Genomic DNA, 22,310 nt, shown 5'->3' with positions numbered 1-22,310 from the left:
TCAAGTCCGATGTAGTGGCGTAGCCGTGTGTGCTGCCCAGAAGACAGTGGAAGTGGCAGCGATACCGGCAAAGTTGCGAAACAGCGTCGCCAGTTCGATATCCAAGTTGTGCGCGAGCCTGGCATAGTTCGCGAGATCCGTTTTCAGGCCCCAAGCAATGACCCGAGCGGGACAAAACTCGATGGCCTCATCATCTTGAACCGGGAAGGCTCGAACAAACTTATCTACCTCATCCGCAGCCACGGCTCGATTCCCGTTGGCAGCGGGGACACCTCGGGGTTCGACGACGGTTCGCACCGTCAAGGAGAGCCTTGCCGGATGGATTGCTGAGAGGGACAACGACGTAGACAACACTGGCGACGGTGCATACTTAGTTGAACCACGCTCGTTTCTGGTGATCGGCCCATGTGCGATTTGCGCCGCGCCTAAGGCAACCGATTTGGCTCGAAGTTCCGTAGCTCTGCAAGTTTCCGCTCGAACCGTAAGTCACCGGAGGTGCTCACCTTTGACGAACTCGTCGAGCGTTCACGGCGGAGCGTGGAGCTTGTCGAGAGGCAGCAAGAGGCGGAAGCGGAATTTCCTGACTTCCCGTTCTAAGGAGCGCTCCTGCTCAGGTCTTATAATTGACTTCTGTCGTGTAACCGGAGGCGAAACTGCGTGTAACCGGGGTATAACCGCGGACCTGATATAACTGGTCAGGAGGTTTCGTGAAAGCCCCTTGGGGAGGGCTTTGCTGCCAGAGCATCGCGCGCGGCTAGCGCAAAAAACCGGGTTCGGGCGAGCGATCGGAAGCGCCCACCACCCACTGCTCGGGGAGGCGGAACCCGTCCTCGGTCATGAGGTCTTTCCAGTCGAGGATGGCGCGGGTCCAGCGAGCCGAGTTCGTCTCCTCCCAGTCGTTGTCGCGATCGAGGGACACGGTCGCGTCGATGTTGCGCTCGACGTGGGCGGAGACGTCGTCGCAAAGCCGAGCCCCAAAGTCGCCCGGCATGAGCTGCCCGGCAAAGCCCACAAACTGTTCGAAGAGCGGGTCCGCGTACCACTCGCTCGGCGGGGCGATGCGGTTGCCCTCTTCGTCGTATTTCTCGGGGATGATGTGCTGGTTTTGGGCGATGCTGGTTTCTTCAATGTCGATCATGCGCACGAGGCGGTTCACGTTGAGCTCGTACGCGCCGTCATCCCCGACGCTCCTGAGCCAGCGGCTTTCACAGAGGTTGTCGATGCATTCACGCAGCGAGTGGCCGTAGCAGGCCCACCAGGGGGTGTCGAACTGTTCCTCGGGGATGCGGGGAATGAACCCGATACGCCCCTGGCGCACGGTGCCGTCGTCCTCCACGACTGGCCCGGTCGTGTCGTCCGCGAACTTCGTCACGTGCGAGAGCGCGTGTTTGTCGTAGCACCACGCATCCGGCGTCATCACGAGCATGACGGCGTCTGAAAGATTCTGTCCCATTATTGTCTCCTTTGTTTTGTTTAGCCTGGACCGGGCTGCCCCGCCGGGAGCCATACCCGTAACCCCATCGTTTAAGCATGTCACGATCGCTTTTTGGGACATGGTAGGCGTCCCCGCGGGCCTACTATGTGACCGCCGAATAATGCGATTGATTCGGATTTCCATTTATCCCGCGTCGGCCGCCAGGTGATCGCCTACCTGCGCACCGGCGAGCTCGGACCCGTCGACCAGCCCGGCTTCTTCGACCAGTAGGCAGCAGCTTCTCGACGCCACGTTCCGCCCCCGCCGTTACACTCCCACACTGTGCTGAGCCGAAGATCGTTCCTGTCCGCCGCCGCAGTCGCGGGTGCTTCTGCACTAGCCGGCTGCACGGCACCGAAGCTGCGTTCCGCGCCGTCCACGGTGACGGCCACCGCGACCGCTACCTCCACTGCCACCGCAACGGTGCGCGAGACGGCCACTGCTCCCACCACCACGGCGCCCCCGCCGCCTGGCCCCGAGCACTACGCCGGCCGGGTGCCGCAGGCGTTCGGTACCTCCCTGCCCGGCATCGTGGAGACGGTGCCCACCACCCCGGGCCGGCGCACCATCGCGCTCACCTTCGACGCGTGCGGCGGCCCCGCGGGCTCCGCAGTAGACCAGTACCTCATCGACTCGCTGCGCGAGTTCCACGCCCCTGCGACGCTGTTTGTCAGCTCCACCTGGGTAGAGGCCAACCCGGAGGCGACCCGCCACCTCATCGCCGACCCCCTCTTCCGCCTGGAAAACCACGGCACCCGCCACCTGCCGCTGTCGGTGACCGGGGCGGCGGCCTACGGCATCCCCGGCACCGCCAACCCCGCTGAGGTGATGGCGGAGATCGACGGCAACCGCGCGCTTCTTGCCAGCTACGGCGTGGCCTCGAACTGGTTTCGCGCCGGCACGGCCCACTACGACGACGTCTCCGTAGACATCGCCAGGGACCGCGGCGTGCAGATCGCCGGGTTCTCCGTCAACGGCGACTACGGCGCCACCGCGAGCCCGGGCCAGGTGGCCGCGAACATCGAGGGCGCGCCCGACGGCGCGATCGTGCTCTCGCACATGAACCACCCCCAGGGCGGCACTGGCCCCGGGGTGCGCCAGGCCCTCGAGGCGCTGCGCGGCTCCGACGTGCGCTTCGCGTTCCTCGACGGCAGCTCGGTCTAAAAATCGGCGCCTAGAACTCGGCCGGCATGATAATCCAGGCGACCGCGTAAGCGAGCACCCCCGGGAGCACGCCAGCGAACATGAGCAGCACGAACACCACGCGGACGACGGTGGAGTCGATGCCGAAGTACTTCGCGATGCCGCCGCACACGCCCGCGATGTGCTTGTCCGTCATCGAGCGCTCGAGGCGCTTCGGGGCGTTGCCCGGGTACCCCGGCACGGGGTTGCCCCCCGGAAAGGGGTTCGGGTTCTGCGGGCCCTGGTTGTAGGGGTTCTGCGGGTCGTAGTGGCTCGACATGGTGATCCTTTCGTTGGGCGTCACTGCCACCACCAATCCAACCCGCGCGCCGCGCCGCCTGCAAGGTCTTAGCTCTGCGACGCGGGGAAGTTGTCCGCCTCAACCACCTCGGTGAGCACCTCGAGCAGCTGCGCCCGGCGCTTTTCGTTGAGGTGGTCGAACACGAGCCGGCGCACCGTCTCCACGTGGTCCGGCGCCGCAGCCTCGAGGCGCGACATCCCCTCGTCGGTGATGGTGACGAGGACGCCACGCGCGTCGCCGGGGCACTTCTCCTTGGTCACCAGCCCGCGCTTTTCCATGCGGGTGACCTGGTGCGAGGCCCGGGAGCGGTCCCACCCGAGGTTTTCACACAGCTCGCGCAGGCGAAGCACCCTCCCGTCTGCTTCGGACAGCGAGACAAGCACGGAGAACTCGGGCGAAGAAAGCCCGGAACCGGCTTGCAGGCGATCGTCGATCGTCCGGGAGATCTTGGTGGACGCGGCGAGCATCAAACGCCAGAGGTGCTGTTCCTCGTCGTCGAGCCAATGCGGCTGGAAAGTCATGACAAAAACTTTAGTCTATGGTGCCACCTATATTTTTCAACTCGTCGATAGATACGGTTCGTGCCGCCGCGACGCGGTCGAAACGCTGTGGGAAACACGTGAGTACGAGCACCTGGGACGTCTTACCTACCTGACTGAACAGCGAGTTCATCCGCGCCAGGCGCTCCGGATCCGTCGCGCCGAGCGCGTCGTCCACGATGACCGGCACGGGCGTGGCTGCCTCGCCGGCGGAAACGAGGTCGGCGATGGCGAAGCGGGTGAGGATGGCCAGCTGCTCCTTCGTGCCGCCGGAGAGCTCCTTGAGCGGGACGGTCACGCCATCGACGGTGCGCTCGCTGATGGCGAGGTCCTCGCCAAGGTTGAAGTCGACCGTGGGGCCGAACAGGACGCGGGCGCGGTTGCGGATCGCGTCCGTGAACGGCGCGACGTAGCGTGCTCGCGCCGCGTCGCGGTGCGCGAGCATCGTCTCGCGCAGCAGCTTCACGGCCTCCGCGCGCCGCGTCGCCCGGTCCAGGTCGGTCTGCGCCGCCTCGAGCTCCGCAGCGGCGCGGTCCGCCTTCTCCGCCGCGCCCGCGGCGATCTCGATGCGGCCCGTCAGCTCCGTAATGCGGTTGCGGGCCTCCGCGCCGCGGGCGTCGAGGTTCGCCAGGCGTGCCTGCGCGCCCTCGAGGAGCTGCGCTGCGAACTCCGGGTCCGCCTCGGCGAGCTGGCTGTTGAGCTCGGTCGCGGCGGCCTTCGCAGCCCCCTCCTCGGCCGTCGCGGCTTCGAGTGTCTCGGCGAGCGCGGACGCCGGCGCGGCGGCCTCGGCCTTGTCCAGTTCCTGCGCCGCCAGCGCCGTCTCGGATTCCTTCGCCTCGAGCCTGGTCTGCAGCACGGTCAGCGCGTTCGCCGCGGTCTTGTCGGCGTACGGCTTCAGCGCCGCCTCGGCGGATTCGACGTCGCGCTCCGCCGCCGCCAGCGCGGCCTGCGCGGCCTTGAGCTCCTCCTCCGCCGCCTGCTCCGCCGCGGCGGTATCGGCCGGTTCCTCCGCGGGTGCGTCGGCACCGTCCCCTCCGGCTGTCTCGCGCAGCTCGTCGACTTGCTGCGTCAGGCGGGTGCGCTCCGCGCGCAGCTCGTCGGCGCCGGCGCCGGCGAGGGCGTCGTCGAGACGCTGGCGGGCCCCTTTGAGATCCGCCTCGTGGGCCTTGCACGCGTCGCGCGAGTCCCGCGCCTCCTCCACCGAGGCGCAGCCGGTGGCGGCGAGCGCGTCGGCGTACGCGCGCTCGGCCTGCTCGACCGCGGCATCCGGGTCGCTCGCGCCCTGGGCGGCGCGGAAGACCACGGCGAACTCCCCCAGCCCGAGCCGCGTGCCTTCGCGCACGGCGACGGTCTCGGTGCCGTCGATCTCACGCGCGTCGCCGTCCACGGTGAGGGTCGCGTGCGCCGCGGTGATCTCCAACTTCGCGGACGCCGCGTCGCGCAGGCGCCGCTGCAGCGTCAGCTCGCTGTGCGCCTGCTCGAGGGCGCGGACCTGCTTGTCGGTCACGGTGCGCTGCGGCGCGGATTGCAGCAGCGCCTCGTACGCCTGCTCGGCTGTGCCGATGCGCTCGAGTTGTTCGCGCACGACCGTGAGGCGTCGCAACGCACGTGCGTACTCGCGGGCGGCTTCTGCAGACTTCACCTCCGCGCGCACCACCTTCACGCGGGCCTTCGCCGCCTCGAGCGCGCCGGTGTGCTCCGCGATCTTGCCCTGCTCCGTCTCGCTGGCCTCCTGTGCTGGGCCGAGGGAGTCGCGCAGCCCCGCCTCCTCCTCGCGCAGGGCATCCACGCGGGCGGCGAGCGCCTTGCGGTCCGCGACATCCTGGGTGGCCCGCTCGCGGGTAGCGGCGGCGCGGGCGAGGCGCTCCTCGGCGGCCTGCGCCTGCTGCTTCACCTTGTTCGCGGCGGCGAACTCGGCCTCGCGCGTCGCCAACTCCTCTTTGGCCTGGGGCAGCTCCGCGTCCACCGCGCGGATCTCCTCCTCGCGTCGCGCGACCTCGTCGACGAAGCCGACGAGGCGCTGCACCGCGTCCTCCTGCTCGCGCAGCTCCTTCTCCGCCTGCTTGACGGCGTCAAACTTCGCCGCGTACGTTCCCTTCTTCTTCGGCGGGGTGGCCGTCGTCCAGTACTTCCCGTACTCGGCCTCGATGGCCTGCATGAGCCCGGTGTCCTCGTCGCCGGCGTGCTCGTCGCCGGACTCCGCCTCGAGGGCTTTCGTAATCGACGGGATGCCGGCGGCGGCGATGCCCGGCTCAAGCTCGCCCTGGCGCAAGAACAGCGTGCGGGCGAGCTGGGTGTCCATCTGCTCGCTGAGGATGCGCTCCAGCTCGTCGTCCGCGGCGCGGCCGGTGAGGTTGCGGTGCTGCGGGGCGTGGATCTCCAGCTCCGAGAGCTTGCCCTTGAGCCAGCGCTTGTGGATGGTGAACGTGGTCTCGCCCACCGTCGCCGTGAGCGTCACCTCCGGCGAGGCGTCGCGCCCCACCGGCGCGAGCACCTTGATCTTCTTGCTGGCGCCGGAGTGGCGCTCGTTGAGCACGGCGTCGATGGCGTCGAGGATGGTGGACTTGCCCGCCTCGTTGTGGCCGTGCACCACGATGACGCCGGTGTCCGGCAGGTCGCGCAGCTCGAGGTGCTCGACGGCGCGGACGTTGTCGATGGTCAGCGAGTGGATGCGCATGGTTAGTTCGTCTCCTTGGACAGGCGGAACAGCAGGTTGATGGCGTCCCTGGCGGCCGCGGCGCGCTCCTCGCCACCCGGGCCAGACGCGGCCTCCGGGGAGGCCTGGCCGATGAGCTCGCGCATCGCTTCCTTCGCGTACCCGGTCAGCGGCAGGTTTTCCAGCTCCTCCTCGTCGGGCTCGAGGTGCAGGCTCATGAGGCGCTCGCGCGGGTAGAGCGCGGCGAAGATGTCTTCGAGCTCGCCCAGCTCGCGCTCGAGCTCGCGCGTCGCCTCGAGGCCGAGCGTGCCCGTGAGCGAGTACTTGATCACGGTGCGGTCCTTCTCCGGGTACGCCTTGAGGTCCTCGATCACCGTCGCGACGTCGTCGGCGTCAGCCACCTCCCAGGCGCGCGCCTCGAACGTCCACGTGCCCACGGGGACCTTCTCCACCTCCACCGTCGCGTCGAAGCCCTCCTTGTCCACGGTGACCACGAGCGCGTTGCCGGAGTCAACCTCGCCGCCGGCCACACCCGGGGTGCGGTCGAAGTAGTCCGTCGTCTCCGGCGAGCCGGAGAACCACACGCGGCCGGAGCTCGACAGCGGCGCGGTCGAGTGCGTATCGCCGAGGGCGACGTAGTCGATGACGCCCCGGGAGGCGGCCGCGTCCAAGCAGGCGATGTCGATGAGCGCGTCCGTGTCCTCGGTGCCGAAGCCCTCCGCCTGGCCGTGCCCCACGAGCACGCGCACGGCCTCCGTCGGCTCCAGGTCGTGGATGGCCTTCGCGCACAGGTCCTCCGAGGCGTGCTTCGTCAGCAGCGGGGCGCCGACGAGCTCCACGCCCTCGCGCACCGTCACCGGCACCGAGTCGCCGAGCACGTGCACGCCCTCGATGCCCTCGGTGCGGCTAAAGATGGAATCCGCCACGAGCGGGTCGTGGTTGCCGGGCAGGAGGTAGACCGGCACGGGCAGCTTGCGCAGCACCTCAAGCGCGCGCCCGAGCGTCTTCGGCTCGAGCGAGTTGTGCTCGAACACGTCGCCGGCCACGACGATGAATTCCGCGCCTCGCTCGACCGCGAGCTCGCCGATGCGGGTGACGGCACGCAACCGTGCGTCGTCGAAACGCGACTGCGCCTCGGGCGGCAGGAACTTTCTAGTCATGCCCAGCTGCAGGTCGGAGGTGTGGATGAAGGTGGTGTGGGTCATAGCTACAACTCCTACCACCCCGCCCCGACACCGGCACCCGGAGCATCGAACGCGTGTGCTAGCGGCGGGTGAGCGCGTCGTAGAGGTCCTCGATGTCGGAGACCGCCCGCAGCTGGTCGATGTTGGTAAACGACACTGTCTGCATCGCGCTGTGGAGCAGGTCGATGTCGGAATCCTCGATCATCGGCGCCACCTTCGGGCGCGGCAGCTCCGGCAGCTTCCGGCCCGCCCAGAAGTACCGCGAGCCCGGCTCCGCGTTTTCGCGGGCGAGGTCCTGGGCGGCGCGCCGCTTGCGATCCTCGAGCGAGCTCAACGTCACCCCGCGCATCGTGAGCACGATCGTCGGGTCTGCGTCGATGAGCGCCGCCGCCCGCTCCGCCAGCGCGACGGCGTGCTTGCACACCCGCACGCCGTCCGGGCAGTCGCAGGTGAAGCGGATCTCTCCGGGCTCGCTGCACACCAGGACGTCGAGCACGTCATCCTCGATGTCGCCCTTGCGCATCGCCTCGACGGAGCCCGCGGTGCCCACGAGCGAGTGCAGCGCCTGTTCGATGTCCCGCGTCGAGCGCCGCGGCAAGTGCAGGTTCACGCGGAACGGCTCGTTCTGGCTGCCGGCCACGTCCGCCCGCATGCCCATAGGGACGGGGGTGAGGTCGAGCACGCGCCCCTGCGTCGCGTACTCGTGGCCCCGCTTCGCCCGGGCGACGTCGGTCTGGCGCACCGCGGCATTGAACACGCGCATCGCCGCCGGGGAGTACGTCGGCGGCGCAGTGGCCTCGACCGCCGGGCCGCCGGTCTCTTCGGCCGAGTCGACGCGCCGCTTCACGCCGAAGTTGAGGAAGATGACGTTGCCGTCCTTGGGCGTCTGGCTCATTGCTGCCCCCTGTAGCTGATCAACTGCGCGAGGTCCTCGGAATCCAGCTCCGTGATCCAGCCCTCGCCCTGGCCCACGACGGCGCCCGCGAGCTGCGTCTTGCCGTCGAGGATGTCTTGGATCTTCTCCTCCATCGTGCCGCGGGTGATGATCTTGTAGACGGTGACGTCCTTGTCCTGCCCGATGCGGAAGGCGCGGTCCGTCGCCTGGTTTTCCACCGCTGGGTTCCACCACCGGTCGAGGTGGACGACCATGGAGGCGGCGGTGAGGTTGAGCCCGGTGCCGCCGGCCTTGAGGCTCAAGATCATCGCGCGCGGCCCGTCCGGGCGCTGGAACCGCTCCACCATCGCGTCGCGCGCGGACTTGCCCACCCCGCCGTGGAGGAACGGCACCTTCTCGCCGAGGCGCTCCGAGAGGTACGGCTGCAAGATGTCGCCGAACGCGCGGTACTGCGTGAAGATGAGCACGCGCTGGTCCGTCTCCGCCGCGTGCTCGAGCAGCTCCATGAGCTTGGCCACCTTTCCCGAGCGGTGTTTGCCCTTGAAGGTCACTGGCGAGCCGTCGCCGAGGTAGTGCGCCGGGTGGTTGCAGATCTGCTTGATGCGGGTGATCGTCGCCAGCACGAGCCCCTTGCGCGCGATGCCCTTGCGCTTTTCCAGCTCGGCTTTCATCTCGTTGACCAGCGCCGTGTACAGCGCCGCCTGTTCCGGGGTCATGTCCACGGCGACGACGTGCTCGGCCTTCTCCGGGAGGTCGTCGATAATCGCCGAGTCTGTCTTCAACCTGCGCAGGATGAACGGCGCCGTGAGGCGCTGCAGCTGCCGACCCATCTCCTCGGCGAGCTCCGGATCCCGGCGCGACTCGATCGCTTTGGCGAAGTGGTTGCGGAAAAACGCCTGCGAGCCGAGCATCCCGGGGTTGACAAAGTCGAGGATGCTGCGCAGCTCCGACAGCTTGTTTTCGATCGGGGTGCCGGTGAGCGCGATGCGGTGTCGCGCGGGGAGGGCTCGCACGCTTTTCGACGCCTGCGTGCCCGCGTTCTTAATCGCCTGCGCCTCGTCGAGCACCACATGGTCCCACTTCACCTTCGCCAGGTCCTTCGCGTCGCGCGCGGCCGTGCCGTACGAGGTGAGCACGAGGTCGGCGCCGTCGGCGGCCTCGAAGAACTCGTCGCCCTTGAGCCGGTCGCTGCCGTGGTGCACCTGCACCTTCATTCCCGGCACGAAGCGGGCGGCCTCGCGCGCCCAGTTGCCCACCACCGACGTCGGCGCGATCACTATCGACGGCCCACCGGCCGTGCCCGCCTCCCTCTCCACCGCGAGCAGGGTGAGCAGCTGCAGCGTCTTGCCCAGGCCCATGTCGTCCGCGAGCACTGCCCCGAGGTTGTTGCGGGACATGAAGTAGAGCCAGTCCACGCCCCGGCGCTGGTACTCGCGCAGCTCCGCGTCGACTGTGTCGGGGATGCCCACCCGCTCCGGGGCCGGACGGTCCGTGCCCCCGACGAGCGAGGTGAACCAGGGCGAGCCGGTGAACTCGATGGGACTGTCCGGCCCCGCCTCGAGCGCGAGCTGGCGCAGTTCCGCGGCGGAGACCACGCCCTCGCCCTCGGCGTCGCGCAGCCGCTCGTACTCCTCCTGGGCGGCCCGAGCGCGCGCGGCGAGCTCGGCGGCGTCCGCGGAACCGGCGGCCTCCGCGAGCCGGGCGCGCGTCGCGGCGGCTTCCGCCTCGAGCCTGGCGTTGTCTACGGACGAGGCTTTCAGGGACTCGAGGTACTTCGCCGTCTTCGCAATCTGGCGCGTGTCCGCGAGCACCCACTGCCCTCGCAGCTTCACCAGCCCCGACTTCGAGCGCACGAGCTGGCTCATCTCCTCGTCCGTGAGCTCCACCCCGCCGACGGAAAGGCGCCAATCGTAGTTAACCAGGGTGTCAAAGCCCATCATGGTCACCGTCGAGGAGTCGTACGGGTTCTCGTGCTTGGTGATCTTCAGCTGCGAGCTCGTCTCCGCCGCCGCCCAGGCGCGCGGGAGCATGACGGTAAAGCCCGCGACCCGCAGCCGGGGTGCGACGTCGCGGACGAAGACCACCATCTCGTCGCCGGTGAGAAAGACGTCCCAGTCGCCCTCGTCCGGCGAGAACCCGTTGCCGAGCGTGCCCGGTGTGCGCCCGTGCAGGTTGGGGTTGACGTAGTCCGTCACCTGGCAGGCGCGGCTGAGCTGCTCGCGCAGCGCCTCGGCGCTCGTGCCGTCGTACTCCGATAGGCGCACGGGCCGCGGCGAGTCCATCCCGGAGCGCACCTGCACGCGCACCGGCCACTGCGCCGCGGTCGCGTCCGACGCGTTGGCGGCGTTGTCGTTGTTGGCGGCGTTGCCGTTGTTGTCGTCCGGCGCCTCCGCGATGAACACGAGCTGCAGGTTGGCGGCCGTGATCGTGCCGTTCCAGTCCCCCACCCGCCGCGCGAGCGTCGCGCCACCGCGCCGCAGCGGCGCGCCGAAGAGCAGCGAGTGCACGAAGTCGTGCCACGGGTACGGCCGGGCGCTGCCCTCCGCGGCGACGCGGCGCAGGCGCGCCGAGGCGATCCAGTGCGTGAACGTCTGCGCGCAGTCCTCGCTCAGGTTCGGGTTGTTCACCGTGAGCACGCCCGGCGCGGCCGCCACCATCTCCGCGAGCCACGAGCGCTCCCCCACGCCGGTGCCGAGCTGCCACTGCGCGTACCAGCTGCCGTCACGGTACGGCACGTGGATAGACACCCGCCCGGCGCGGATGAAGGCGGTCAGCCCGTTGTACATGCGCAGCAGCCAGTACAGGTCCTGCGCGATCGCGTCGCGCTGCGCGGGCGTGGCGGCCGGCGAATCCCCGTCGAGGAACGCGAGGTTGTCCAGGAACTGCACCGCCTCGTCCGGCGCGAACACCGCCATGGGCGCGCGCAGCTGCACCGGGCGCCCCTTCGGGGTTTGCAGGGTGATCTCTTCGCGGTGGCGGAACCGTTGGCCGTCGAGAAGCGAGTGCACGATCGGCGGGAACGTGCCGGCCGGCACCTGGTCCATGGTGATAATGCGGTGGCCCTCCACGCGCTCAGCCCAAATCGCGAGCCCGGACTCGTGGAGCCACAGGCCGTGGAGGAGGAATTTAGGCATAACCTCCCTTATACCACCCGCCCCCGACACTGCCCGCGCGGGAAAATTCCGGAAGTTGCCCGCCCGCGTCACACCTGTCGACTACAGTGTGGCGCACATTTCATTTCCAGTGAATTCACAGATGCAAGGAGCGCCCATGTCGGAGAACTTCTGGCTCGTGCTGGCCATCGTCCTCTACTTCGGACTTATGGTGGCCATCGGCTTCTACTCGTGGCTGCAGACGAGCAAGTACGACGACTACGTGCTCGGCGACCGCGGGCTCAATCCCCTCGTCGCCGGCCTGTCCGCGGGCGCGTCCGACATGTCGGGCTGGCTGCTCATGGGCCTGCCCGGCGCGCTGTTCGTCTCCGGCATGAGCGAGCTGTGGATCGTCATCGGCCTGTTCATCGGCACGTGGGCGAACTGGAAGTGGATCGCGCCGCGGCTGCGCGCCTACACGGAGGTGGCCAACAACTCGATCACGCTGCCCAGCTTCTTTGAGAACCGCACGCACGACACCTCCCGCGTGCTGCGCTTTACCGCCGCCGTGATCATCATCTTCTTCTTCACCTTCTACGTCTCCTCCGGCATGGTTTCCGGCGGGCGCTACTACGAGTCCACGTTCGGCGGCGATTACCTCACCGGCGTGCTCATCGTCGGCTCCATCACGGTGCTCTACACCTTCATCGGCGGCTTCCTCGCCGTGAGCTACACCGACGTGGTGCAGGGCACGCTCATGTTCCTCGCGCTCATCACCGTGCCGGTCATGGCGCTGCTCTCGCTCGACCACCCGGGCGACATCTTCTCCTACGCCACCTCGAACCCGTACGGCCCGTGGGAGCACGGCAACCCGTCTTACTTCAACATGGTCGCGGGCGTCTCGGCCGCCACGATCATCGGCAACCTCGCGTGGGGCCTGGGTTACTTCGGCCAGCCCCACATTGTCACCCGCTTCATGGCGCTGCGCTCGCCCGCCCAGGCCGCGTCCGCCCGCCGCACCGGCACGATCTGGGTGTTCATCTGCTACGCCGGCGCCGTGTTCACCGCGCTCGTGTCCACCGTCTACTTCGGCCAGAAGTCCGAGAGCGTGACGGACCAGACGGGCTACGAGACGGTCTTCCTCGACCTCGCCCGCATCATGTTCCACCCGCTCATCGCCGGCATCGTGCTCACCGCCGTGCTCGCCGCGATCATGTCCACCATGTCCTCGCAGCTGCTCATCACCTCGTCCGCGCTCATCGAGGACCTCTACCGCATCTTCAAAAAGAACCCCAACCACACCACCCTGCTCGTGCTCTCGCGCACGATGGTCGTCGCCGTCGCCGTGGTGGCCATACTGCTTGCCATCCACCCCTCCGACACCATCCTCGGCCTCGTCGGCTTCGCGTGGGCCGGCTTCGGCGCCGCGTTCGGCCCCGTCGTCATCGCGTCGCTGTACTGGAAGCGCCTCACCGCCCCGGGCGCGATCGCGGGCATGATCGTGGGCGCGGTGACCGTGTTCATCTGGGGCACCTATCTCTCCGACGTCATCTACGAGATCGTCCCCGGCGTCATCCTCGCCACCGCCGCGATGGTCGCCGTCTCGCTGGCCACGCGCCCGAAGCCTGGCACCGACGCGGAGTTCGACACCGCCGCCGCAGCCACGGATTACGCGCTCGCCCACCCGGACTCCACCTTCGACGACGCGCTTACCGCCATCGAAGGGAACCGCGGGGGCACCACCGCCGTCTAAGGAGGTATGCGCCACTACCTCGCCGCCCTCACCACACTCACCCTGCTCATCCTCCCGTTCCCCACCGCGCTCTCGCGTATCGACGTCCCACAGGTCCCCCAACGCACCACCATCATCGGCTACGACCGGACCGCGTTCGGCCCAGGCTGGGCGCCCGTGCTCGCCGGGGCTCCTGCTGGCAGTGCTCTAGCTGGCAGTGCTCTAGCTCCCCGGGCGCAGTGCGACACCCGCACCCGCGTCATGGCCGACGCGTTCGGCGCCGACTGCGCCGCCCCCTGGCCCAGCTGGCAGGTCGAGCCGATCCCCGACCCCTACACCGGCCGGCCGATCCTGCCCGCCGACGTGCAGATCGACCACATCCTCCCCGTCTCCGCCGCGTGGGACCTCGGCGCCCACCGCTGGGACGACGCCACCCGCGCCCGCTTCTACAACGACCCGGGCAACCTCGTCGCCGTCTCCGCCGACGCGAACCAGGCGAAGTCGGACAAGTTGCCGTCGGAATGGATGCCAGAGGCGCGCAGCGCGCGGTGTGCGTATGGACGCCGGATGGTGGACGTCGCAACGCAATACGCCCTCCCGCTCCCCGCCGCGGACGTGCGGGCGATCAAGCGCGCGTGTTCCGGCGTCGCCGGGCTGGTGTCGCGCCGCGAACTGGGAGGAATCTCCCACGTTCCCGTAATGTAATGGGACATGAACACCTTCCTCATCTTCTTGCACGTCGCGGCCGCGATTCTGCTGCTCGGCCCCGTCGTCGTGGCAACCTCCATGTTCCCGCGCCAGGTCGCCGAGGCCCAGGCCGGCGGCGAAGAGGCCACCGGCCGCGCGTCCGTGCTGCACCGCATCACGAAGACGTACGGCATGCTCTCCCTGCTCGTGCCGCTGCTCGGCGGCGCCGTGCTCGCCTTCGACTGGGACACCTACAAGTCCAACTACTGGTTCCACACCGCGATCGTGCTCTCCGTGATCGGGTGGGCGATCCTGCTGGCCATGGTCATCCCGCAGCAGCGCAAGATGATGGGCACCATCGGCGCCCTGCCGCCCGCGGAGGCCGACCCGTCCGACGTGACCGGCAAGTTCGAGAAGTCCAAGGCGAAGGCCACCGCCGGCGCCGGCATCTTCAACCTGCTGTGGATGCTCGTTCTCATCCTCATGTTCTTGCCGGACCCGTCGTAGGTTCGCTGGGGCGCTCGGTTCTCGGGGCTGGCCCGGCCCCCGGCGCTTGGCCCCCGGCCCGGCACCAAATCCAGCTAGTAAGACCCAGCTAATCGCCTTCAAATCGCGATTAGCTGGGTCTTTGTAGCTGGATCCGCGGTTGGAGGCCCGGATCCGAGGCCCGGCGGCGGGCCCGGCGGAGGCGGAACCCTAGCTGTACTGCAGCGCCGACGGCACGCCGAGGCCCATACCCGCCACGGCCCGGAATACGGCGTCGTTCACGCGCCGCAGCGCCTCGCCGACCGGCCCGGTCAGCCCCGGGAAGAACGCGTTTTGCGCCCACACGCCCACGAGGCGCGCCTCGGGCACCGCGGGGCCGTCGTCAGGAACGACGCCGATAACGAAGTTGGCGGTGCGCAGCAGTGGCAGCGGGTTCGACGACCACATGCTGGACGTCACGCCGACGAAACCGCGGCCCGGCACCCACATCGGCCCGCCCGAATCACCCGGGTGCGACAGCGGCGCCGCGGCGAAGAAGGTGTTGTCGGCGGAGCCGGAGAACGGGCCGCAGTTCGTGCGTCTCGACGCGTACCCGTAATAACAGACCGTCTCCCCCAGCCGGATGTCCCGCGGGTGAACCCACGCATCGCCGCTGAACCCATTGCCGCCGACGCCGACGCCGCCGTCCCACTTGATCGCGCCCCAGTCGTTGCCGAGGCGCCCGTCGTACGCCTTCGACCGGTAGAACGTGCCGGCAGCGCCGGTGCGCGCGCCCGTGACGGGGTTGATGAGCTCGACGCGCGCGCCCTCGGTGCCGCAGTGTGCGGCGGTGAAGCTGCGGTGGCGGGCGGGGTCGTTGTAGCCGATCGTGCAGATACCGGTGCCCTGCACGTAGACCGGGGTCCCCTGCTCCACGACGCGGGTCTGCGCCTGCGCCGGCGTGGCCTGCGCCCCGAGCGGAGCGGCGACTGCGAACACCGCCGCGAGCAGGGTTTTCGTGGTGTGGCGCAGGCGGCAACGGGGCATGGCTGGATCTTTCTCACGGCAAACAAAAGGCGGCCGCCGGAAGCGGGCGCGTGTGAGGATCACACTACTCCCGGATCCGGCGGCCGCCCGCCAACCTCGCCGATAGCGCAGTCAGCACTGAAAGCGCCGTCAGCGCAGGCTAGTCGTCGTACCTGCCGCGCCCGCCGCGGTAGCCGCCGCGATCGCGGTCGCGTCCGCCGCGCCCGCCACGGTCTCGGTCTCGATCCCGGTCGCGGTCCCGGTCACGCCCGCCGCGGTAGCCGCCGTGGCCTCCGCGCCCGCCGCGGTCGTCACGGTCGCCGCGACGCGGGGCGCCGTGGTCGCGCTGGATGTTGATCAGTTGGCCGGAGATGCGCGTGTCCTCGAGCCTGTCCAGGACTGCGGGGTCCAGGTTCTTCGGCAGCTCCACGAGCGTGAAGTCGCCGCCGATGGTGATGCGGCCGAAGTCCTTGGAGTTCAGGCCGCCCTCGTTGGCCAGAGCGCCGACGATCGCCCCGGGGCGGACGTGCTGGCGCTTGCCCACGTCGAGGCGGTAGGTGTCGAAGCTCTCCGAGTCGTCGTGACGGCGGCCGCGCGAGCCACGGTCGCCGCGGTCGCCGCGGTCGCCACGGTCACGGTCGTCGTAACGCCCGCGGCCCCGATCCCGGCGATCCTCGCGGTCGAAGCGGTCCCGGTCGCGGCGGTCGCGCTTGTCGCGGGGCGGCTCCTTCATGAGGAACTCGTCGCCGGCGAGCGCCTGGGTGGCCAGGGCGGCGGCGATGTCGTCCATGGGCACGTTGTTGTTCGCGGAGTACTCGCGGACCATGGTCTTGAACACTTGCAGGTCGCTGGCCTCGAGGGACTCGGTGATGGAGTCCATGAACTTTTCCTTGCGCGACTCGTTGACCTCGTCGACGGTGGGCAGGTCCATCTCCTCGATCTTCGCGTTGGTCACGCGCTCGATGGAGCGGAGCATGCGGCGCTCGCGCGGGGTGACAAACAGGATCGCCTCGCCGGTGCGCCCCGCGCGGCCGGTGCGGCCGATGCGGTGGACGTAGCTCTCCGTGTCGTTCGGGATGTCGTAGTTGAGCACGTGGGAGATGCGCTCGACATCCAGGCCGCGGGCGGCGACGTCGGTGGCCACAAGGATGTCCAGGCGGCCGTCGCGAAGCTGATCGACGGTGCGCTCGCGCTGCTGCTGGGCGATGTCGCCGTTGATCGCGGCGGCGGAGAACCCGCGGGCGCGCAGCTTCTCGGCGATCTCCTCCGTCTCGTTCTTCGTGCGCACGAACACGATCATCGCCTCGAACTCGGTCACCTCGAGGATGCGGGTGATCGCGTCGAGCTTGTTGCGGTGCGCCGTGAACAGGTAGCGCTGCGTGATGTTGGTGTTGGTGCGCGTCTCGCTCTTGACGGTGACCTCTTCCGGGTCGTTGAGGTAGTCGCGCGAGATGCGGCGGATCGCGTTCGGCATCGTGGCCGAGAACAGGGCGACCTGCTTGTCGTCGGGCGTGTCCTCGAGGATGCGCTCCACGTCCTCCTGGAAGCCCATGTTGAGCATTTCGTCCGCCTCGTCGAGGACAAGGAACTCCAGGTTCGAGATGTCGAGCGAACCCTTTTCCAGGTGGTCGATCACGCGCCCAGGCGTACCGACGATCACTTGCGCACCCCGCCGCAGCCCCGAAAGCTGGATGCCGTAGGCCTGGCCGCCATAGATCGGCAGGATGTGCACCCCGCCGAGGTGGTCCGCGAACGACTGGAACGAGTCCGAAACCTGCAGCGCCAGCTCGCGCGTCGGGGCGAGGATGAGCGCCTGCGGGTAGCGCTTCCCCGGGTCGATCTTGGACAGCACCGGCAGCGCGAACGCCGCGGTTTTGCCGGTGCCGGTCTGCGCGAGTCCGACGACGTCGCGGCCCTGCATGAGCAGCGGGATCGTCTGCGCCTGGATCGGCGAGGGCTGCTCGAAGCCGACACGCTTGACGGCCTCGACAACCTCGCGCGGCAGGCCGAGGGTGTCGAAGCCGTTCCCGGGCTCTTCGGTTTGCTCGGCGTCGGCCGAAGGCTCGTCGTGAAGCTTCAGAACCTCGCCCTCAGTTTCAATGGCCACGGAGTCCTCCGCGGCGCCGGTCTCCTCAGCAACCCCCGCATCCCTGGTGTCCTCGATGACGGCCTCAACGATCTCGGCCGCGACATCCTGCGGGTTTTCCTGATTTTCCGACACATTCATGTCCGGCTCGTTCTCGCCGCCGGTGGCGTTTTCGGAAATACTCATCGCTTGCCCAGCGTACGCCACGAAGTGCCCCGGCAACGATTCCGCGACAGCGCGAGGCGGCCATGACCTAGATCACGGTCTCGGTGTGACTGCGTCCTAGGATGCACTCATGACTTCGCCTCTCGCGCTGACCCTGCTTGGGTTGGCCATCATCGCCGTTACCGTCGGACTCCTGCTCAAGGGAAAGACCCACCCAATCGTCGCTATGACGCTCGTGCCCATTGTCGGCGCGCTGCTCACCGGCGCCGGGATCTCGCAGATTTCCGACTACTACGGCGACGGCCTCGACCGGGTGATGAGCGTCGTGGTGATGTTCATCTTCGCGATCATCTACTTCGGCATCCTCTCCGACGTGGGGTTGTTCGAGCCCGTGATCAAGGGGCTCATCAAGGCGACTCGCGGCAACATCGTGCTGGTCACGCTCGGCACGGCGGCGATCGCCATCGTCGCCCACCTCGACGGGTCGGGGTCTACCACCTTCCTGCTCACCATCCCCGCGCTGCTGCCGCTCTACGAGGCGATGGGGATGTCGCGCTACGTGCTGCTGACCATCGTCGCCCTGTCCGCGTCGGTGATGAACATGCTGCCGTGGGGCGGCCCGGTCGGCCGCGCCAGTTCCGTCATCGGCCCGACGCCGAACGAGATCTGGACCCACCTGCTGCCGGTGCAAGGCGTCGCCATCGTCCTGGTCTTCGCAGTCGCCGCGGTGTTCGGCGTGGTGGAGCGGAAGCGCGTCGCCAAGCAGCATGCCAGTGGGACGAGTGTCGACGTCAACGCGGTCGCCGAGGACTTCGCCCGCACGCAGCGCGACGAACGCGCGAAGCTCGACTTCACCCAGCGCACCGGAACGTGGGTGACGTGGGCCAATGCGCTGCTCACCGTCGCGCTCATCGGGGTGCTCGTCTCGGGCCTGTCAGCGCCTGCCCCGGCGTTTTTGGTCGGCACCGCTCTGCTCCTGGTGGTGAACTTTTCTACCCTCGACGACCAAGGCGACGTCCTGCGCCGCCACGCGCCGACCGCACTGTCGATGGCGGGCGTCATCCTCGCCGCGGCAATGTTCCTGGGCATCCTCGACGGCACGGGCATGCTCGAGCAGATCGCACTCTCCCTGATCAAGATCCTGCCGGACTCCGTCGGTCCGTATTTGCACATCATCGTCGGCCTGCTCGGCGTGCCGCTCGACCTCGCCACCTCCACCGACGCCTACTACTTCTCCGTCCTGCCCATCGTGCAGCAGACGGCCGACGCGTTCGGCGTCTCCGCGATGGGCGCGGCCTCGGCCATGATTGTCGGCAACGTCATCGGCACCTTCGTCAGCCCCTTCTCCCCGGCCCTCTGGCTCGCGCTCGGTCTCGCGCACGGCGAGATGGGGAAATACATCCGCATCGCGTTCCCCATCTGCTGGGCGTTTTCCGTCGTGCTCGTCCTCGGTGCGTGGACATTTGGCGTGTTCGCCTGACCATCTTCGCGCTTTCCCGCGCCAGATCAGGCACCGCCGGATAAGTTGGTCACCATGAACCGACGTGCCGCCGCTGCCCTGGCTCTCGCACTGCCCATCGCGCTCACCGCCTGCTCCGCGGGCGACGCACCCGAGACGATCGAAGTGACCTCCACGGTCACCGAAACCCCTGCGGAGGATGACGGGGCGACGGAAGCACAATCGACCGCCTCGCAGTCCGAGACCACCGCAGAGGCGACAACCGCGTCCACGCAAGCTGAGACATACGAGGACCTCGACCCCGAGCTGTTCAACCTCGGCGGCGCGTACGTCGTCGGCGGCGCTGACACCGGCGTGGCGGGCTGCATGGCGAAACCGGGCACCAATTACCCGTTCAACTGCCAGATCAGCTTCACCTACCCCGTGCCGCCAGTTGAAGACCTGGGTGGGGCGGGCACAGCGATCGCGCCGAACGTCGCGAGCTGGAAGGACGGTCGCTTCATCACCGCGTTCTCCCCCGGTTCGCAGGGGTACATGACGCCGCCGCGCCCGCTTGAGCAGGGCCAGCGCGTCACTATCGACGGCGCAACGCTTACCCACCTCGTTGACGGGGGTTTCCGCGTCGAGTACAACGGCGACGCCTTCGAGGTGCACGACGGCGTCTACGCCCGCGACGGCGAGGTGGACCAGGCCCTCGCCGTCGCCGCAAAACCGGTCTCGCGCGGCACCCAGTGCGGCAGCACGTTCACCCCGTCCCTCCAGGACGTCGCCATCGTCGCGTCCGAGGACGGCACCACCTGCGGCACTGCTGCGCGGGTGATGCGCGATTACGTGCACGCGCTCATCGACGGCCAGACCGAGGGGCAGGCCGCGCTCTGGACCGCCCCGAACGGCTGGAGCTGCACGGGCCGCTGGTTCTTCACCGGCGAAGAGAACGTCGGCGCGAACGGGAAGATGGCCTGCGCGGCGAAGAGCCTGCAGGGCGCGCCGGTGGAGGGCCACGGTTCCGGCGAGGTGGTCGCGCTGACGGCGGAGGACCGCACCCGGTTGTAGGCGCTGCGCCAAGCCCCGTTGTATAAATCCACATCGGACCCTTAGTGTCAGGGTGGTTGTGAACGACGAACCGTAGGAGGTTTTGTTCATGACCGATTCGCAGTTGCCTCAGTTGGTGCCGTCGACGTTGACGTCGCCACCGGTTGCTGAAGCCCCGGTGGTTGCCCGAAAGGTCAAGCCTAAGACGTCGCGCGAGGAGGTCGAGGAGATCTTGTCGCAGCCGCCGCGTGTGCTGGCGGCGGGGGAAGTACTCGATGAGGAGACGTTGGCGTCGCTTGAGGCTGTGGCGTTCGTGTTCTCCCCGTACCGCGTGACTGGCCTTGGAAAGTGGTTTCATCCAGCGCAGCAGCGGCAGATGATCACGATTTACAACCTGTTGCCGCATGGCACGAAAGGCCCGTGGTGCGCCCGGCAGGGAATCGAGTATCCCCATATCGGGCGGTGGGCCCGCGCATTGCAGAAGTCGAAAACTATTGACGACGGCGTTGACGGCGTCGAGCGCGCCAAACACATGGTTGATGCTGCCTACCTGGGCAGACCGAGTGCGGAGTACATCCGTGAGGTGGTCGTCGAGTACGGGTTAGTGCCGCATGGCCAGAAAGAAGCCTGGTTGGTGGCGCATGGACTTGCTGGTCACACCGTGCGACGCTGGACAGCAATGGTGGCTGACGGTGACCTGCCAACACGCACAAGACCAAGGAGGATTGGAACGTTGACGATGGATGAATGCGCCGAAATTCAGCAGCTGCGCAAGGAAATTTCCGCGCTGACGCAGGACAAACGCAAGATCGAACTCGATGCCAAACGCCGTGAAGAAGCAATGCAGCGTGCCTTAGATAAGGCGACGGAAAGGGCAGAGCGGGCTGAGCTGGCCACTGATGTGTTGGGAAAAGCTTTAGCGACCATGCCAGGAGCACCTGGCGTGGACTCAAACGCGGAGGAAAAGTCCTCACCGACGCCCAACAACGCCTCTACGAGCAAGGCCGGCAAGCAGAAGAAACGCTGATCAACCAGCTCGTTTCCGTCGGCTACTCCAAAACGAAGGCGATGGGCATCATCGGTGCCTCGCGCAGCCGGGTCTTCTACGAAACCAATCCGCGCCCACGCACCGACAACCCGATCCCGCATCACCAACGCCGGATCAACCGGCTGTCTGATGCCACAGTCACAGACATAGTGGAGCTGCTGGACGACAATCCGCATTGCGGGGTGGACCAGGTGTTTTACGCCGCGTTGAACAACGGGACCTACCTGGCGAGCCTGCGCAGCTTCTACCGGGTGGCTAAAGCCCACGGCAAACTGCTGCACCAACGCCACAACACCAAAGCCAGACAAGCCAAACGCCGCCGCGACGCCACACCGCCGCATGTGCACGCCACCGCCCCCGGGCAGGTACTGTGCTGGGATATCACGTTTTTGCCTGGCCAATACTACGGACAGACCTTCGCGTTGCACATGGTGATCGATCTGTACTCGCGCGCCATCGTCGGGTTCGTCGTCGCAGAACGAGAAAACAGCCAGCTTGCAGCAGCGATGTTCGCCGACATCTTCACCCGTTTTCCAAATGTGCACACTGTCCACTCCGACAACGGCGCTGCCATGACCAGCAAACGACTCGGCAAACTGTTTGCCGAACATGGTGTGGCCCGCTCATTGAACCGGCCGCACACCAGCAACGACAACCCGCACACCGAGTCGGTGTTCCACACCCTAAAGACTAGGACCTACTACCCGAAAACCTTCACCACGCTGGGCGAAGCAAACACCTGGGTCAGCGCTTGGGTGCCGGTCTACAACGCCACCCCACACAGCGGGATCAACTACTACCCACCACAAGCAGTCCTCGACGGCACCTGGAGCGAACTGCAACGCAAACGAGAAGAAGGGATGCGAAACGCGCTAAGCAAAGGCACCATCACACAACTACCGGACACCAAAGCTGGCACAGGCCTCCCGGCAGAAGTCAGCATCATCCGCACCACCACCCAAACCGCCCCAACCCCACAACCCATCACGATCTAACACCCAAACCCGTTCACAACCACTTGACACAAAGCGGGACGACAAAAGGCGCTGCGTTTGCCCAGGTCGGCGTCGGGGGAACCGGCCGGGGTGCGGATTTTTACAAACCTCGTTCACAACATCGCACGAGGCTCGCCGCCAAAACGGCCCACCAAAGCGCCGGGCCGTGCTACATTCAACCGCGTGATAGAAACCGCAGCGTTCGCGAACCCGGCACCGACCGGGTCGTTCGCTGTGCAACCCGGGACCCATCTGGCCCACCGTCATCAGCATCTGCTGCGCGGTGTCGGCC

The 22,310-nt window shown here is 67.7% G+C and carries 18 protein-coding genes; 8 read left to right on the top strand and 10 right to left on the bottom strand.

What is annotated here, in order from left to right; genetic code table 11:
- Nucleotides 1-243 (bottom strand): hypothetical protein, encoded by a 243-nt coding sequence (locus CJEDD_RS05300; protein ID WP_157034557.1) that lies wholly within the window; start codon nucleotides 241-243, stop codon nucleotides 1-3.
- A 511-nt stretch (nucleotides 244-754) separates the two neighbouring features.
- Entirely contained in the window at nucleotides 755-1,453 is a 699-nt protein-coding gene (locus tag CJEDD_RS05295) for a hypothetical protein (RefSeq protein ID WP_157034556.1), read from the bottom strand.
- 303 nt (nucleotides 1,454-1,756) lie between these two features.
- Here CJEDD_RS05295 and CJEDD_RS05290 point away from each other — a divergent pair, with 303 nt between their 5' ends.
- Complete coding sequence (locus tag CJEDD_RS05290) at nucleotides 1,757-2,638, top strand: polysaccharide deacetylase family protein (RefSeq protein ID WP_042406402.1); 882 nt, start codon at nucleotides 1,757-1,759, stop codon at nucleotides 2,636-2,638.
- A 10-nt stretch (nucleotides 2,639-2,648) separates the two neighbouring features.
- On the opposite strand, the gene CJEDD_RS12265 is transcribed toward CJEDD_RS05290, so the two are convergent.
- The 6 genes from CJEDD_RS12265 to CJEDD_RS05260 all read right to left on the bottom strand — a co-directional run bounded on the left by CJEDD_RS12265 (nucleotide 2,649) and on the right by CJEDD_RS05260 (nucleotide 11,365).
- Nucleotides 2,649-2,936 carry a PspC domain-containing protein gene (locus CJEDD_RS12265; RefSeq protein ID WP_042406399.1) on the bottom strand — a complete coding sequence of 96 codons (288 nt, stop codon included), beginning with the start codon at nucleotides 2,934-2,936 and terminating at the stop codon, nucleotides 2,649-2,651.
- Between the two features lie 68 nt (nucleotides 2,937-3,004).
- On the bottom strand, nucleotides 3,005-3,478 hold the full coding sequence (locus CJEDD_RS05280; RefSeq protein ID WP_042406395.1) for a MarR family winged helix-turn-helix transcriptional regulator: 474 nt from the start codon (nucleotides 3,476-3,478) through the stop codon (nucleotides 3,005-3,007).
- A gap of 10 nt (nucleotides 3,479-3,488) precedes the next feature.
- Entirely contained in the window at nucleotides 3,489-6,173 is a 2,685-nt protein-coding gene (locus CJEDD_RS05275) for an AAA family ATPase (protein ID WP_042406393.1), read from the bottom strand.
- Nucleotides 6,174-6,175: 2 nt separating this feature from the next.
- Nucleotides 6,176-7,357: a metallophosphoesterase family protein gene (locus CJEDD_RS05270; protein ID WP_042406389.1), complete on the bottom strand. Its 1,182-nt coding sequence runs from the start codon at nucleotides 7,355-7,357 to the stop codon at nucleotides 6,176-6,178.
- Between the two features lie 58 nt (nucleotides 7,358-7,415).
- Nucleotides 7,416-8,231, bottom strand: coding sequence for a hypothetical protein (locus CJEDD_RS05265; protein ID WP_042406386.1), 816 nt, complete (start codon nucleotides 8,229-8,231; stop codon nucleotides 7,416-7,418).
- Nucleotides 8,228-11,365, bottom strand: coding sequence for a DEAD/DEAH box helicase (locus CJEDD_RS05260; RefSeq protein ID WP_042406383.1), 3,138 nt, complete (start codon nucleotides 11,363-11,365; stop codon nucleotides 8,228-8,230). Before CJEDD_RS05260 ends, CJEDD_RS05265 begins: the two co-directional genes overlap by 4 nt.
- A gap of 136 nt (nucleotides 11,366-11,501) precedes the next feature.
- On the opposite strand from CJEDD_RS05260, the gene putP reads away from it, so the two are divergent.
- The 3 genes from putP to CJEDD_RS05245 are packed head-to-tail and all read left to right on the top strand — an operon-like array spanning nucleotide 11,502 to nucleotide 14,249.
- Nucleotides 11,502-13,076: a sodium/proline symporter PutP gene (putP, locus tag CJEDD_RS05255; RefSeq protein WP_042406380.1), complete on the top strand. Its 1,575-nt coding sequence runs from the start codon at nucleotides 11,502-11,504 to the stop codon at nucleotides 13,074-13,076.
- Between the two features lie 6 nt (nucleotides 13,077-13,082).
- The gene (locus CJEDD_RS05250) at nucleotides 13,083-13,760 is read left to right on the top strand and encodes an HNH endonuclease family protein (protein ID WP_042406378.1); all 678 of its coding nucleotides are present in this window, start codon (nucleotides 13,083-13,085) and stop codon (nucleotides 13,758-13,760) included.
- A 6-nt stretch (nucleotides 13,761-13,766) separates the two neighbouring features.
- Nucleotides 13,767-14,249, top strand: coding sequence for a hypothetical protein (locus tag CJEDD_RS05245; RefSeq protein WP_042406377.1), 483 nt, complete (start codon nucleotides 13,767-13,769; stop codon nucleotides 14,247-14,249).
- 189 nt (nucleotides 14,250-14,438) lie between these two features.
- On the opposite strand, the gene CJEDD_RS05240 is transcribed toward CJEDD_RS05245, so the two are convergent.
- Together CJEDD_RS05240 and CJEDD_RS05235 are read right to left on the bottom strand one after the other, a co-directional pair.
- Nucleotides 14,439-15,254, bottom strand: coding sequence for a chymotrypsin family serine protease (locus tag CJEDD_RS05240; protein WP_052333759.1), 816 nt, complete (start codon nucleotides 15,252-15,254; stop codon nucleotides 14,439-14,441).
- Nucleotides 15,255-15,393: 139 nt separating this feature from the next.
- The gene (locus CJEDD_RS05235) at nucleotides 15,394-17,505 is read right to left on the bottom strand and encodes a DEAD/DEAH box helicase (RefSeq protein ID WP_042406374.1); all 2,112 of its coding nucleotides are present in this window, start codon (nucleotides 17,503-17,505) and stop codon (nucleotides 15,394-15,396) included.
- Nucleotides 17,506-17,614: 109 nt separating this feature from the next.
- Here CJEDD_RS05235 and CJEDD_RS05230 point away from each other — a divergent pair, with 109 nt between their 5' ends.
- The 4 genes from CJEDD_RS05230 to CJEDD_RS05215 all read left to right on the top strand — a co-directional run bounded on the left by CJEDD_RS05230 (nucleotide 17,615) and on the right by CJEDD_RS05215 (nucleotide 22,018).
- Nucleotides 17,615-18,964, top strand: a complete 1,350-nt coding sequence (locus tag CJEDD_RS05230; protein WP_042406371.1) for a CitMHS family transporter — start codon at nucleotides 17,615-17,617, stop codon at nucleotides 18,962-18,964.
- 54 nt (nucleotides 18,965-19,018) lie between these two features.
- Nucleotides 19,019-19,996 carry a hypothetical protein gene (locus CJEDD_RS05225; RefSeq protein ID WP_042406370.1) on the top strand — a complete coding sequence of 326 codons (978 nt, stop codon included), beginning with the start codon at nucleotides 19,019-19,021 and terminating at the stop codon, nucleotides 19,994-19,996.
- Between the two features lie 88 nt (nucleotides 19,997-20,084).
- Nucleotides 20,085-21,002 carry a hypothetical protein gene (locus CJEDD_RS05220; protein WP_042410540.1) on the top strand — a complete coding sequence of 306 codons (918 nt, stop codon included), beginning with the start codon at nucleotides 20,085-20,087 and terminating at the stop codon, nucleotides 21,000-21,002.
- Nucleotides 20,999-22,018: an IS3 family transposase gene (locus CJEDD_RS05215; protein WP_273657694.1), complete on the top strand. Its 1,020-nt coding sequence runs from the start codon at nucleotides 20,999-21,001 to the stop codon at nucleotides 22,016-22,018. Before CJEDD_RS05220 ends, CJEDD_RS05215 begins: the two co-directional genes overlap by 4 nt.
- The last annotated feature ends 292 nt before the right edge of the window (nucleotides 22,019-22,310 follow it).

The sequence above is a fragment of the Corynebacterium jeddahense genome (genome assembly GCF_028609865.1).
Classification (GTDB): Bacteria; Actinomycetota; Actinomycetes; order Mycobacteriales; family Mycobacteriaceae; genus Corynebacterium; species Corynebacterium jeddahense.
Note: the sequence above shows the minus strand (reverse complement) of the source record. Positions and strands in the feature narration are given on the sequence as shown.